At 62.8% G+C, this 13,959-nt stretch carries 13 protein-coding genes; 9 read left to right on the forward strand and 4 right to left on the reverse strand.

All coding sequences use genetic code 11. The features are described 5' to 3' along the window. Positions 1–6: 6 nt before the first annotated feature. Positions 7–1,110: an NAD-dependent epimerase/dehydratase family protein gene (locus GYH35_RS31520; RefSeq protein WP_161830477.1), complete on the reverse strand. Its 1,104-nt coding sequence runs from the start codon at positions 1,108–1,110 to the stop codon at positions 7–9. Continuing rightward, a complete protein-coding gene (locus GYH35_RS31525) occupies positions 1,107–2,213 on the reverse strand; it encodes an NAD-dependent epimerase/dehydratase family protein (RefSeq protein ID WP_161830527.1) in 1,107 nt (368 codons plus the stop codon). Before GYH35_RS31525 ends, GYH35_RS31520 begins: the two co-directional genes overlap by 4 nt. Before the next feature lie 345 nt (positions 2,214–2,558). Between GYH35_RS31525 and GYH35_RS31530 the strand changes: the two genes are divergently transcribed. The 7 genes from GYH35_RS31530 to GYH35_RS31560 are packed head-to-tail and all read left to right on the forward strand — an operon-like array spanning position 2,559 to position 9,239. Next, positions 2,559–3,698, forward strand: coding sequence for an inositol-3-phosphate synthase (locus GYH35_RS31530; RefSeq protein WP_161815525.1), 1,140 nt, complete (start codon positions 2,559–2,561; stop codon positions 3,696–3,698). Then, positions 3,646–4,245 carry a histidine phosphatase family protein gene (locus GYH35_RS31535; protein ID WP_161815526.1) on the forward strand — a complete coding sequence of 200 codons (600 nt, stop codon included), beginning with the start codon at positions 3,646–3,648 and terminating at the stop codon, positions 4,243–4,245. Before GYH35_RS31530 ends, GYH35_RS31535 begins: the two co-directional genes overlap by 53 nt. Continuing rightward, on the forward strand, positions 4,242–5,390 hold the full coding sequence (locus GYH35_RS31540) for a CgeB family protein (RefSeq protein ID WP_161815527.1): 1,149 nt from the start codon (positions 4,242–4,244) through the stop codon (positions 5,388–5,390). The genes GYH35_RS31535 and GYH35_RS31540 overlap by 4 nt, the downstream gene beginning before the upstream one ends. Before the next feature lie 2 nt (positions 5,391–5,392). Continuing rightward, positions 5,393–6,184 carry a sugar phosphate nucleotidyltransferase gene (locus tag GYH35_RS31545; RefSeq protein WP_161815684.1) on the forward strand — a complete coding sequence of 264 codons (792 nt, stop codon included), beginning with the start codon at positions 5,393–5,395 and terminating at the stop codon, positions 6,182–6,184. Continuing rightward, positions 6,181–7,113 carry a glycosyl hydrolase gene (locus GYH35_RS31550; RefSeq protein WP_161815528.1) on the forward strand — a complete coding sequence of 311 codons (933 nt, stop codon included), beginning with the start codon at positions 6,181–6,183 and terminating at the stop codon, positions 7,111–7,113. The genes GYH35_RS31545 and GYH35_RS31550 overlap by 4 nt, the downstream gene beginning before the upstream one ends. Continuing rightward, positions 7,110–8,345, forward strand: coding sequence for a phosphopentomutase (locus GYH35_RS31555; RefSeq protein WP_161830478.1), 1,236 nt, complete (start codon positions 7,110–7,112; stop codon positions 8,343–8,345). Before GYH35_RS31550 ends, GYH35_RS31555 begins: the two co-directional genes overlap by 4 nt. A 27-nt stretch (positions 8,346–8,372) precedes the next feature. Then, complete coding sequence (locus GYH35_RS31560; protein ID WP_161830479.1) at positions 8,373–9,239, forward strand: glycosyltransferase family protein; 867 nt, start codon at positions 8,373–8,375, stop codon at positions 9,237–9,239. Here GYH35_RS31560 and GYH35_RS31565 read toward each other — a convergent pair whose 3' ends face one another. Continuing rightward, the gene (locus tag GYH35_RS31565) at positions 9,240–10,271 is read right to left on the reverse strand and encodes a sigma-54 interaction domain-containing protein (protein WP_161815531.1); all 1,032 of its coding nucleotides are present in this window, start codon (positions 10,269–10,271) and stop codon (positions 9,240–9,242) included. Between the two features lie 214 nt (positions 10,272–10,485). Between GYH35_RS31565 and GYH35_RS31570 the strand changes: the two genes are divergently transcribed. Together GYH35_RS31570 and bluB are read left to right on the forward strand one after the other, a co-directional pair. After that, positions 10,486–11,097, forward strand: a complete 612-nt coding sequence (locus GYH35_RS31570) for an alpha-ketoglutarate-dependent dioxygenase AlkB (protein WP_161830480.1) — start codon at positions 10,486–10,488, stop codon at positions 11,095–11,097. Then, the gene (bluB, locus tag GYH35_RS31575) at positions 11,090–11,776 is read left to right on the forward strand and encodes a 5,6-dimethylbenzimidazole synthase (RefSeq protein WP_161830481.1); all 687 of its coding nucleotides are present in this window, start codon (positions 11,090–11,092) and stop codon (positions 11,774–11,776) included. Before GYH35_RS31570 ends, bluB begins: the two co-directional genes overlap by 8 nt. Here bluB and GYH35_RS31580 read toward each other — a convergent pair. Continuing rightward, entirely contained in the window at positions 11,746–13,779 is a 2,034-nt protein-coding gene (locus GYH35_RS31580; protein ID WP_161815534.1) for a TonB-dependent receptor plug domain-containing protein, read from the reverse strand. The genes bluB and GYH35_RS31580 overlap by 31 nt on opposite strands. Positions 13,780–13,959 lie beyond the last annotated feature (180 nt).

Genomic DNA, 13,959 nt, shown 5'->3' on the forward strand with positions numbered 1-13,959 from the left:
ATGTGATTACCCAGGAGCGCCCAGTTGCACGCCGGTCTGCGCGGCCCGGCGCCGCTGCGCTGGATGCAACTCGGAAGAAGTCAGCCACTCGCACAAAGCCTCGACGCCCTCTGTCACGGGAATGCGGGCCTGCCAGCCCGTCGCCGACTGGAATCGCCCGGTATCGGAAACGTAGTAACGCTGGTCGCCGACGCGCCAGCGCTCGAAACGCAGCTCGATGCGTCGTTCCAGCAATTGTTCCAACTGCCGGATCAGCTCCAGCAAGCTCACCGTGTTGCCCGGGCCGCCGCCGATGTTGAACGCTCGCCCCGACAGACGGTCGATCTGGTGTCGCGCCTGTCTGAAGGCATCGACGAGGTCCTCGACGAACAGCACATCGCGAACTTGCTTGCCGTCGCCATAGATCGTGATGGGTGTGCCGGCCAGCGCGCTGCGGACCATGTGCGCAACCCAGCCCTGATCTTCGTTGCCGTGCTGATGCGGGCCATAGATGCAGCTCATGCGAAACACCGTCGTGCGCAGCCCGAAGCTGCGTGAATAGTCCAGAACATATTGCTCGGCCGCGCCCTTCGAGCAGCCATAGGGGCTGTGAAAATCCAGGTTGCGCGATTCATCGATGCCATGCGAGCGCACGCGCAAAGTCGTCGGCATATAGCGTTGCCCGTCGGCTCGAACTCGCAGGTCGTCGAGTGCGCCATACACTTTGTTGGTCGACGTGAATATCAGCGATGGCGCGCGACTGGCGCGTCGTGCCGCCTCCAGCACATTCAGCGTGCCGAACGCATTCACATCGAAATCGAACAGCGGATTGGCCAGGCTGCCGGTCACAGCCACCTGGGCTGCCAGATGGACGACATGCTCGACGCCTCTCATCGCGGCTGCGACTGCCTGGGGAGTTCTCACATCGGCTTCGACAAAGTCGACCTGGCCGGGGTGATGGCGCTGCAGCCACTCGATGTTTCGTTCGCTGCCGGCACGCGCCAGCGAATCGAGGATGCGCACACGTTCGCCGTTGGCCAGCAGATCCGCTGCGAGATTCACGCCGACGAAGCCGGCGCCACCGGTGATCAGGACGCTGCCATGCTGCCCGTTCTTCACTGCGGCGGTCACAGCGTCAGCCCTCTGCGGTCGAGCTCGGCGCTGGCGCGCATGAAGTTGTCATTCGCCGACGTGCCCGCCAGCCATTCGGCCAATTCCACCAGGCCGTCCTCGAACTTCACTTGCGGCCGATAGCCCAGCAGTCGCTCCGCTTTCGAGATATCTGCAAAGCAGTGCCGGATATCCCCTATTCGGTACTTGCCCGTGACCAATGGATCGACGGGCGCATTCACCGCATCGATGACGCTGTTGGCGACTTCCAGCACGGTGCGCGGCTCGCCGGAACCAATGTTGAAAGTCTCACCGATGGCCGGGGTCGTGAGCGCCAACCGACATGCATGGGCGACGTCGCGCACGCTGACGAAGTCGCGCCGTTGCATGCCGTCCTCGAAGATCAACGGCGAGTTCCCGTTGAGGCAGCGTGACGCGAAGATCGCGAGCACGCCCGTGTAAGGATTCGACAACGCCTGATGCGGCCCGTAAGCGTTGAAGAAGCGCAGGGCCACCGTCGGCACGCCATAGGCGGATCCGAACATGTGACACATCTGCTCCTGATCGTATTTCGACAACGCGTACACCGATGCCGGCGCGACGTGCTTGGTTTCCGGAGTCGCGACCGGCTCGAGCTCGCCCTCGGCAGTTTCGATCTCCCAACGGCCTTCGCTCAGCTGCTCGCGCGATCGCAGCTGCGGCTCGCAGTACTGTGAGCCGTTACCGCCGGGCTGCCGGTAGAGTCCTTCGCCATACACGCTCATGCTCGAAGCAACCACCAATCGTTGCAACGGACGATCCATCAACGTTTCCAACAGCAAGGCGGTGCCGCGATTGTTGATGTCCACGTAGCGCTCGATCTCGTACATGCTTTGACCGACGCCGACCGCGGCGGCCAGATGACAGACATGCGTAACGCCCTGCAGCGCTGCGGACAAGGTCTCGCGGTCGCGAATGTCGCCTTCGACGCGTTCGACGTCGGCATGCAGGTGAGCGGGAAAGCCCGGCTCCTCGCCGTGCACTTGCGCGTCGAGCGCATCGATCACGCGCACCCGTGAGCCGCTTTCGGCAAGCAGATTGGCCACGTGCGAACCGATGAAGCCCGCCCCGCCCGTCACCAGCACGAGTGCATCGCCGGACCAGCGGCCATTGCCGCCGCGCCCGGAGAATTGGATGGTTTCATCCGATGTCCATAGCTTGCCCACTAGGAGTTCCTCGACAGCGGTCGGTGACGACTCACGATCGCGAGCCGATATATCGAGGTAAGTAGCAACAAGCGTGCCGCCGCTGCGACATCGTTACACGCAGCGAAAAAGCAGCTCGCAGAGAGCGGACCGGGAAAAAAAGTTACATGGCTACGGAGCGGCTACACGCTTCGACGCGTCGAGCGGCGCGCTTCTCGTCGATCCGAAGCCTTGCATGATTCGTGCATCACCGTTCGCGACAGGCACACCTCGCGGGAGACGGCATTGAACGCTGAGACAGTGAACGTTGGCATCGTCGGCGCCGGCAACTGCGCATCTTCCTTCGTGCAAGGCTTGCACTACTACCACGATGCCGACGACGACGCGGTCATCCCCGGTTTGATGCACGCCAGAGTGGGGCCTTACCACGTGCGTGACATCCGAATCACCTCGGCATTCGACATCACCGCACCCAAAGTCGGCAAAGATCTGTCGGAAGCGTTGCTCGCTCCGCCCAACAACACGCGAGTATTCGCGCCGGTGCCTGCGCTGGGCGTCAAGGTCGCGCGAGGCCGCACGCTCGACGGCATCGGCATCTATCTCGAAGACGAGCTGATCGAGTCGGGTGCCGCGGAAGCGGATGTTGTGAAGGTCCTGCGGGACAGCGGCACGCAGATTCTGGTCTCCTATCTTCCGGTGGGCTCGCAGCGTGCGACCGAATGGTATGCGTTGCGCGCCCTCGAAGCCGGCTGCGCGTTCGTCAATTGCATTCCAGTGTTCATCGCTTCGGATGCCGACTGGCGGCGCCGTTTCGAAGTGGCGCGCCTGCCGCTGGTCGGCGATGACATCAAGAGCCAGGTCGGCGCGACCATCGTGCATCGGGCGCTGGCCAATCTGTTCCGTGAGCGCGGCGTGAGTCTGGATCATACATACCAGCTCAACTTCGGCGGCAACGCCGATTTCAAGAACATGCTGGAACGGGAGCGACTGGTCTCGAAGAAGCTGTCCAAGACGCGCTCGGTCACCAGTCAGATCGACGTGGCGCCGGGCAACATCCATGTCGGCCCGAGCGATCATGTCGAGTGGCTGAGCGACAGGAAGTGGGCCTACATCCGCATGGAAGGCACGGCATTCGGCGGCTCGCCGCTGAATATCGAGTTGAAGCTCGAAGTGTGGGACTCGCCGAACTCCGCGGGCGTGGTGATCGACGCCGTACGCTGTGCGCAGCTCGCGCTCGATCGTCGCGTAGGCGGCGCACTGACAGGGCCGTCGAGCTATTTCATGAAATCGCCGCCTCAGCAGTTCACCGATCACGTCGCGCGCCAGCTGACGCTCGACTTCATCGCCGGCAAGGCCACTCAGGATCAACCTCATGACCAACGACCTCGTGTTCGTGCGCCACGCCACGTGCGAGCGCATGGATGAGATGTTGCTGGGACGCACGGTCGACGCGCCGCTCGCCGCCGTCGGAGTCCGGGAAGCAGAAGCCATGGCAAGCATGCTCGCTCCAGCGCCGGAAGCCTTGCTCGTGGTGAGCCCGCGCCGTCGCGCTCAACAAACTGCGGCAGCCATTGCCGCTCGCAGTCAGTGCGAGCTCGTGACGGCGTGCGACATTGACGAACTGGACTTTGGGCACTGGTCAGGACAAACATTCGCCGAGCTTGCCCAAGATCCAGCCTGGCGGCGATGGAACGAGCAGCGCGACAGCGCAGCTACCCCAGCGGGCGAGCGGATCAGGGACGTGCAGACACGAGTGCTGCGCCATCTGCATCGACTGCGTGAGGCTTTTCCCGGTCGGCCGATGATCCTGGTGACGCACGCGGAAGTGATTCGTGCCGCGCTCCTGTACTGGCTGCAAGCGCCGGTCGATGTATATCGGCGACTGGCGATCAGTCCTGCGTCGATCAGCCGCGTGAGCCTGAACGACTGGGGCCCACGCATCGATGCCATCAACCAGCGGGCATCTCTATGAAAATTGCGATCTTCGGTTTGACCATCAGCTCCTCGTGGGGCAACGGCCACGCCACGCTGTGGCGTGGACTCGGCAAGGCGTTGGCGTCTCTCGGACACGAGTTCGTGTTCTTCGAACGCGACGTGCCGTACTACGCCGCGAGTCGCGACTGGCCTTCGCTGCCGCCGTCATTGGGGGATAGCGAGCTCGTGCTGTACTCGGACTGGTCCACCATCGAGGGCCGTGTCCGCCGCGAGCTTGCTGAGTGTGACACGGCGATCGTCTCGTCGTATTGCTTCGACGCGCAGGCCGCGACCGACACGATCCTCGACGCTCAGCATCCGCTCGCGGTGTTCTACGACCTCGACACGCCGATCACGCTGGATGCCTTGCGCTCCGGCAAGCAAGTTCCTTACATCCCCTGGCGCGGTCTCGGCGATTTCGATCTGGTGCTGAGCTACACCGGTGGCGCTGCGCTGGAAGCACTACGAAGCGATCTGTGCGCGCATCACGTCCGCGCGTTGTATGGCCATGTCGATCCCGACGTTCATCACCCGGTCGCTCCGGTGGAACGATATCGAGCGATGTTGTCGTGGCTGGGCACCTACTCCGCCGACCGGCAGGTCATGCTCGAAGAATTGTTTGTCGCGCCGGCGCGGCTGCGGCCTCGGGACAAGTTCCTGATAGGCGGCGCGCAGTATCCGGAGCACTTTCCCTGGAGCAACAACGTCTATTTCGTCTATCACCTGCCGCCGCAGGAGCATGCGGCATTCTTCTCGTCGTCGCGCCTGACGTTGAATGTCACTCGCGAGCCGATGGCTCGCATGGGCTGGTGCCCGTCGGGTCGATTGTTCGAGGCCGCTGCCTGCGGAGCCGCGGTGCTCTCCGACGAATGGTGCGGCCTGGATGACTTCTACACACCCGGCGAGCAGGTGCTGGTCGCCCGCACCGCCGACGACACGCTGACGGCGCTGGATATGAGCGATGCGAAGCTACAGGCGATCGGACGCGCCGCGCGCGAACGTACTTTGGATGAGCACACCAGCCTGCGTCGCGCGAAGCAGCTGATTGATTACCTGGAGGAGGTTCGCTCGCCGTTTCATCCGCGAGCCATGCAGGGATCGGCACAAAATTATGACCAGACTTTCGACGCAGCGAGGCCATGACCATGTGGGGCATCGTTCCTGCAGCCGGCCGTGGCAGTCGTATCCAACCGTTAGCCTTCTCCAAGGAGCTGCTGCCGGTGGGCTCGCGCATGTTGGACGACACGCAGCGGCCTTGTGCGGTCAGCGAATATTTGCTGGAACGGATGATCCGTGGCGGCGCCGATAAGATCTGTTTCGTCATCGGCGCGGGCAAGTCCGACATTCTGGAGTACTTCGGCGGCCAGTTCGGCGGCGCGGACCTCGCTTACGTCGTGCAGCCCCAACCTGCCGGGCTATGCGATGCCGTGTTCCGTGCGCGTGCCCTGGTGGCGCCCGACGATACTGTCGCCATCGGCTTGCCGGACACCATCTGGTTTCCAGATCACGGCCTCGCCGCGTTGCCTGACGACCAGCTGTCGTTCCTGCTGTTTCCAGTGGAGCGACCGGAGCAATTCGACGCCGTCATGCTGGCGGACGATCAATCGCACGTGGTCGAGATCCGGGTCAAACAACAGGATCCCGGCACGCACTGGATCTGGGGTGCGTTCAAGATGCCCGGCGCCGTTCTGCACGAACTGCATGAGCTCTGGCAGCGACGCAATCGAAGCGATGAGTTCTTTGGAACCTTGATCAATGCCTACCTGGCGGACGGCGGCGAAGCGCTCGGCATCAAGGCCGGCGAGGCTTATGTCGATGTCGGCACATTGCAAGGCTATCGCGCCGCCATGCTGATGCTCGGCGAAACGCCGCCAGGCTCCGCCGCCATGCCGACGCCAGTCGCCCGTGAATCAGCTCGTATCGAGGTGCGGACATGATCGAAGCCGCGATGATCTGGAATGAGCCGAATAACAAATCGCATTGGGATCCGGAGGTCGATCCCGGTTGGCCACAGTTCGCACAGATGGCGTGCCTCGCGGGTCAGGCGATTCGCTCAGCGAACCCTCGCTTGCCCCGCGTGCTCGGCGGCATGTCGCCGATCGATCCGGCCTTTCTGCAGAATCTCGCCGGACGCGGCGTACTCGAGCATGTCGATGTCGTCGCGGTGCACGGCTTTCCGCTCGACTGGAATCTCTGGTGCATCGATGAATGGCCGCAGAAGATCGAGGAAATTCGCGCGGCAACGTCCCTGCCCGTCTGGGTCACCGAGGTCGGCGTTTCGAGCTTCGGGGCCGAAGAGGTGCAAGCATGGGGCGTGGATCGAACTGCCGCGCTACTCATAGGCAAGGCACCGCGCATTCAGTGGTACAGCCTCTACGATCTACCCCGCGCCTGGCCCGCAACGACGCGCCATCGGGAAGCCGAAGGCTCGTCCTATTACAGACATTTCCATATGGGCCTGCTGCGCGAGGACGGCACGCCGAAGCAGGCGTTGGAAAGATTCGGGCAGCACACGCCTGCGATGGGCATCTGTCAGTGGTTCCATTTCGAAGATCCTCGGCTCGATGACGCAGTGACCTGGCTGAAACGTCTCGGCGTGCGTCATCTGCGCACCGGTCTGTCATGGGCCGACAGCTTCCGCCCGAACGCGCTCGCCTGGTTCGATCGGCAGATGCAGGCGCTGCAGGACTTCGATGTCACCGTGACTTTCTGCTTCACGCCCGAGCACCTGGGCATCCTGCCCCATCACACCAGCGCGCCGCGCGAGCCGGAGCGATTCGCCGAGTTCTGCGCATCGATGATCGAGCGTTACGCCCCCGTCATGGCGAGCGATGCACGTGTAACCAACAGAGTGGCCGTCGCATGACCCGCGCATTCATCATCGTGCTGGACTCGCTGGGGGTGGGCGGCGCCCCCGATGCCGATCGCTACGGCGATGTTGGCTCCGACACCTTGGGTCACATCGCGCAACGATGTGCCGGCGGCGATGCCGATCGCAGTGGTATCAGACATGGGCCTTTGGACCTGCCCAATCTCGCCGCCCTCGGTCTGGGCGAGTGTTGTCGTGCAGCCACCGGCATCGAGGCGCCGGGCCTTGAAATATCCGCCTGGCGAATCGGTCATGCGGGCGCCGCCGCCGAAGTCTCGACAGGCAAAGACTCGCAGTCCGGACATTGGGAGATCGCCGGCAGCCCGGTCGATTTCGAATGGGCTTATTTCCCGCACACCGAGCCGTGCTTCCCACGGTCGCTGATCGACAAACTATGCGAGCGCGGCGGCTTCGACGGCGTGCTCGGGAATAAACATGCGTCCGGCACACAGATCATCGACGAGTTGGGCGACGAGCATGTGCGCACCGGCAGGCCGATCTGTTACACCTCCGCCGACAGCGTGTTTCAAATCGCCGCTCACGAACAGCGCTTCGGACTGGAGCGCCTGTATTGGACCTGCAAGATTGCGCGCGAACTGCTCGACGAGATGCGCGTCGGCAGAGTGATCGCGCGACCGTTCGTGACGACCCACGATGGTTATCGGCGAACTTCGAATCGTCGCGACTATGGAGTGCCGCCGCCGTTCCCCACGCTGTTGAGTCGTGCGCAAGGCGCCCGGCGCGAAGTGGTCTCGGTCGGGAAGATCGGCGACCTGTTCTGCCATACGGCGACCGGCCGTGAGCTGAAAGGCAAGGACAACGACGCGGTGTTCGATCAAGCCCTCGATGCGATGAGACATCTTGGGCAGGGCGGGCTGATGTTCGTCAATCTCGTCGACTTCGACACCTTGTACGGTCACCGGCGCGACGTACCGGGTTACGCAGCGGCGTTGGAAGCGTTCGATGCACGCCTGCCCGAATTCCTGCAGCAGCTCGATGACGGCGACCTCGCCATCATCACCGGCGATCATGGTTGCGATCCGACCTGGAGCGGCTCGGATCACACTCGCGAATGTGTGCCGGTGCTCGCGTTCGGCCCGAACTTCAAGCACGGCGGCGTGCAGCGTCATGCCTTGGGCCGACGCGCCAGCTTCGCGGACATGGGCGCGACGGTCGCCCGGCATCTCGGGCTGGCAGCCGGCGATCATGGCCATTCCTTCTTATGGTAGCCGGCCGTGAACACCTGGAACGAAGCCATGAGCCGAGGCGATTTCGGTTCAGCCTGGGCAATCAGCGACGCCGTCCTGGAAGAGCGCGTCCGGCGCGGCGAGATCTGTAGCCACCTGCCCAGGCATCAGCAATTCGTCTGGCATGGCGAGCGGCTGGCGGGCCGACGCGTCTTCGTCCGCTGTTATCACGGACTCGGCGACACGCTGCAATTCGTGCGTCTGCTCGCCCATCCGCGACTGCGTGCTGCCGAACTCACGCTCTGGGTGCAGCCCGCGTTGATCAAGCTGCTGCAAACGGTGCGCGGCATCGATCGGATCCTGCCGCTGCACGAAGGCGATCCGAGTCTCGATTACGATGTGGACATCGAGATCATGGAACTGCCGCATGCATTGCGGCTGGACGTGGACGAGCTCCCCGGCCCCATGCCTTATATATATGTACCCGGCTCCGCGCCGAAGCGGGCGTCGCTGCGCCGGCGCATCGGCGTGTGCTGGTCGGCCGGTGAATGGGATCCGAAACGATCGCTGAGCGCGACCGAGCTGCGTCAATGGGCGAAGTTGAGCGATGTGCGCTGGTTCAGCCTGCAATTTCCACCGGCGACCTGCGCGCTGCCGGCTGCCTCGATCGCTTCTCGAGATATCGTGGAAATGGCCGCCCGCATGCAACTGCTCGATCTGATCATCACCGTGGATACGATGACTGCGCATCTGGCCGGCGCACTCGGGCTGCCAGTCTGGCTGCTGCTGCCTCATGCCCCCGATTGGCGCTGGATGCTCGAGCGCGACGATTCGCCGTGGTATCCGACGATGCGCTTGTTTCGTCAGACCAGCGCCGGCGACTGGACCACCGTCATCGAACAGGTGCATCAGGAGCTGGCGCAGCCGCTCCACTGATCAATCGAGCGCGCGATACTCGTTGAGCTTGTTATAAAGCGTCTTGACGCTGATGCCGAGCACGGCAGCGGTCCGCGTCTTGTTTCCCGAACAGCGTCGCAACGTTTCCTTGATCACCACGCGCTCGATGGCGGAGAGCGACATTCCTTGGCGGAAAGTCACAGCGCAGTCCGCCGTTACGCCGGGTTCGGCGATATCGGCGCCGTATTCCGACGCGCCTCGCAGATCGACCTCGTCGTCGGCGAGAATGAACGCGCGTTGCACGGTGTTGTAGAGCTCACGAACGTTGCCGGGCCAGCTGTGCTCCTGCAGATATCGCATCGAATCGACGGAGAAGCCCTTGTTCGAGCCTTCGGCTTCGTTGAGACGATCCAGAAAACATTGCGCCAGCAAATACACGTCCTCGCCACGCCGGCGCAGTGGCGGGATGTGCAGGTGGAATACTGCGAGCCGATATAACAAATCGGCCCGGAACCGGTTCTCGGCCAGCGCCTGATTGGTGGCCGCGACTACTCTGGCTTGCAGCGGAATATCTCGCTCGCCACCCACTCGATAGAAGCGTCGCGATTCGAGCGCACGCAACAGCTTCACTTGCATCTCGGGCGGCATTTCGCCGGCCTCGTCCAGAAACAACGTGCCACGGCCGGCCCGTTCGAAATATCCTGCTTGCGAGCGGACCGCTCCAGTGAAACTGCCGCGCTCGTAACCGAACAGCTCGGCTTCCACCAAGGTCGCGGGAATGGCTCCGCAGTTCACAGCGACGAACGGCTCTTCGCGACCGGCGCTCAGAGAATGTATGGTCTCCGCGACCAACTCTTTGCCGGTGCCGCTCTCTCCCGTGAGCAGCACGCTGACGCCGGTAGGCGCAACTCGCTGCAAGCGATGAAACAACTCCGTCATCAGCGCGCATTCGCCGAGCAAACGGCCCAACCCTCGGCGGCGTAGCGTGCCCTTCGATCCACACTGCGCGTTGCCGGCCAGAAGCGATCGAGGCCCGGACCAGTCATCGGCAGCGGGAAGATCAATGCTCACAAGGGCTGCACCTTCGGATCTGCTTCGGCGGGGGCGCTGACGCGCGTGCACAAACACGGTATCGAGAATGGCCGCGCTTCGCATTCACATAAGATGCGCAACTCCGGCGCGGTTCCCCTGCCGGGCACGGACAAGGCGAATCTTAAGAAAGGGTTCGGGAGCGCGCCGGAGGCGTGTGGTTTATTTTCCCGCCACGGCCCCTACTATGAGGGGAATGAAACAGGCCGAGATCTTTCCGCAAGCGTTACCGCCCGGGCTGAGCTACCGAGAAGACTTCATCACGGTCGATGAGGAGCGGCAGTTGCTGTCCGAGATTCAACGGCTGGCGTTAAAAGAATCGCAGTATCGGCAATACACCGCCCGCCGGCGGACCGTGAACTACGGCTTCTCGTATGACTTCACTCATCTGCAGTCGAAGCCTGCGCCGCCGATTCCAGAATTCCTGACGCCTTTGCGCGCACGCGCCGCCCAGTGGGCCGATGTACGTCCGGAAAACTTCGTGCAAGCATTGATTGCTGAATATCAGCCGGGCACACCGCTCGGCTGGCATCGCGATGTGCCCGACTTCGAGGTGGTCGTGGGCATCTCGCTCGCGGGCACGGCCCGGCTGCGCTTCCGCCCGTATCCGTGGTCGCCGGAGAAGAAATCGCAGGTGTTCGCGCTGGAACTCGCGCCCCGCTCGGCGTACATCCTGCGCGATCAAGCCCGCTGGGGTTGGCAGCATCACGTGCCGCCGACCAAGGAGTTGCGTTATTCGATCACCTTTCGCACGGCAAGCGATAAGATTCCGGGATCCCGTCAGCAGAGATCCCTTGCCCGTGACTGAGTCCGCCCTTCGCTTCAGCGATGCCGAGCGCGCCGCCGTCTATCGCGCCATCGCCGAGCGGCGCGACATGCGCCATTTCAAATCGGATCCCGTCGACGCCGCGACCTTGGAGCGGCTGTTGAACGCCGCACACTGCGCGCCCAGCGTCGGATTGATGCAGCCCTGGCGTTTCATTCGTATCACCGAGCGCGCCCTGCGCGAGCAGATCCATGGCCTGGTCGAAGAAGAGCGTCATCGAACCGCGGCGGCGCTGGGTGTCCGAGCCGATGAGTTCATGCGCCTGAAGGTGCAAGGCGTGCTCGAATGCGGCGAGTTGCTGATCGCCGCGCTCTGCGAAGGACGCGAGCAATATGTCTTCGGCCGCCGCACACTGCCGGAGATGGATCTGGCCTCGGTGTCGTGTGCAATTCAAAACTTGTGGCTGGCGGCGCGCGCAGAAGGTATCGGCATGGGCTGGGTCTCGCTGTTCGATCCGCTCGCGCTGGCACAGGTGCTCCACATGCCCGACGGCAGCTTGCCGATTGCCGTGCTGTGCCTCGGTCATGTCGAAGCTTTCTATCCCGGTCCGATGCTCGAGTTGACCGGCTGGGCCAAGGCTCGCCCCTTGAGCGAGTTGATGTTCGTCGACCGCTGGAACAATGGCGCGGATCAGAATCTGACGATGACTTCCGCACCGTAAGTGCGGCCCTGCTGCTGAAGTAGCGTTTGTGCGTGCTCTTCGGAACCGGGGAACAGGCGTTCCTCGTCGAAGGCGTTGTAGATGCCCGCCGTCAGCTCCACTTTCGACCAGCGATCGTGGCTGTTCAACGTGAAGTTCGTGATCCAGTAAGAAGGACTGTGGGTCCTCGCGAGCGTCACGGTCTCGCTGTTGTATTGCAGCTCGAGATTCGCGAAGACCTTGCTGTTCAGGATCGGTGTGGAAGCACTCAGCTTGCCGAGCTGGCGCGGTGAATTCGTCAGCTCCAGACCGGTGGCGGTGTCCTTGGCGCGCTGAACCGACCAACTGCCGCGCAGGACGGTGCCATTGTCATAAGAGCCTTCCAGCTCCAGCTCGACACCGCGGGCATGCACATCCTCGAGGTTGTCATAGTAGGGCTCGCCGCTCTCCGTCTCCGCGAGTGTGATCAGGCCATCGATCTGGTACTGATAGCCCGACAAGCTCAACCGATACGTCGAGTTGAAGTAATGCTCGTACACCAGCTCATAGGTGTCGATCGTTTCCGGGCGCAGCGGTGGGCGGTTGGCCTGCTCCGGGTTGTAATGAGCCTCGTATGGATTCGGCGCACGGAACGCTTCGCCATACAGCGCCTTGATGGCCGAATTCGGCAATGGATTATAGATTGCGGCGAGCCGGGGATTGGCAGTGCCGCCAAAGGTCTGCCCATAGTGGTCGTAACGCAAGCCTGCGGTGAGACTGAAATCGTCACGCAACTTCGCTTCGACCTGGCCGAACAAACCGAGCACCGAGCTCGTGTCATCCCGGTCTAGATAATAGAAGCGCGGCTCGATCACATCGTACGCCGCCTGGTACTCGCGCAAGCTGGTGCGATACTCGGCGCCAACGATGATGGTGTAACGATCGGTCGGCAGCAGAGTGAGCTGCACCTCGCTGTTCAGCCACTCTCCCCGCATTTCGTCGCGCGCGATCGCTTCGTAGTCGCCCTCGCCGAGCAATGCGTAATTCATGGGGAAGTCGCCCTCGTACTGGTACGAATCGTACGAGGCGCGCACATTCAAGCTGGCGCGCTCGGTCAATGCGCGCTTGTAGCTCAGCTCCAGGTAGCCGCGCATGTCATCGGTCATGGCGCGCGGATCGTCGAATATCGTGTCGAACGACGCCGTCGGAATCTGCTTGTGACGATCGCTCAGATACAGTGAGGCGGCGAAATCGCCATAGCGCAGGCTGCTGAAGAATTTCGAGGCCTTTTCGTCATCGCGGTCAGCGGCGAAGCCATCGTTGGCGGCCCGCGCATTGTCGCTGGTGCGCTGATCGAACTCGGGATAGTAGAAATTCATGCCGTCGCTGGCGTAATGCGACATCGACACCAGCCAGTCGACGCCGCTATCGAACGTCTTACCGTAAGTCGCCCGCGCCCTGTGGGTATCGTAACTGGCCGTGTTGGCCTCGATCTCGCCGCCGTCGACGCCGCGGCCACGCTTGGTGATCACGTTGATCACACCGAAGAATGCGCTGCTGCCATAGAGCGATGAGCTCGGGCCGCGAATGACTTCGACCCGCTCGATCAGCTCCGCATCGAGCATGGAGTCGCGCCCCACCGAGCCGCTGTCATAGACGTTGTCGTTGAGGCGATGGCCGTCGATCAGCACCAGCACGCGGGTGTCGTAATCGCCGGGTCGTAGGAAGCCGCGCACACCCAGATAGGTGTAATTGCGGTCGTCGGTCGCGTACAAACCCCGAACGCCGCGCAGGACGTCGACCAGATCCGTGTAGCCGAAACGGCGGATGTCTTCGGCGGTCACGATGCTGATCGACGACGGCGCCTGCGTCACGCGCTGCTCGTATTTCGAAGCGCCGTAGACCACGTGCACGTTCATGTCCATCAGCTGCTCGAGGCTGAGCGCATCGAGATCGCGGCCGTCGGCAACGGCGCTGGCGCACGCCAACGTCGCCGCGCCGGCGCTCAGCAACGCGCGCACGAAATAACTTAAGTTAATTCTCATCACCGCAGGATCGCTGCAAGTACAGCCGCAGTACCGCTTCGCTAGCTTCGATGAGTGCGATCTTCGGCGCGCCCGACTGCGCTGTTCATAAGACTTCTCCTTAAGTAGCGGGCAGGCGCTTCGCAAATGCAGCAAAGTGAGAGCCGAGTAGCACTCCGTCGCGGGCATGCGGCCGATGAC

It is taken from the genome of Steroidobacter agaridevorans (assembly GCF_009932555.1).
GTDB classification, from domain to species: Bacteria; Pseudomonadota; Gammaproteobacteria; order Steroidobacterales; family Steroidobacteraceae; genus Steroidobacter; species Steroidobacter agaridevorans.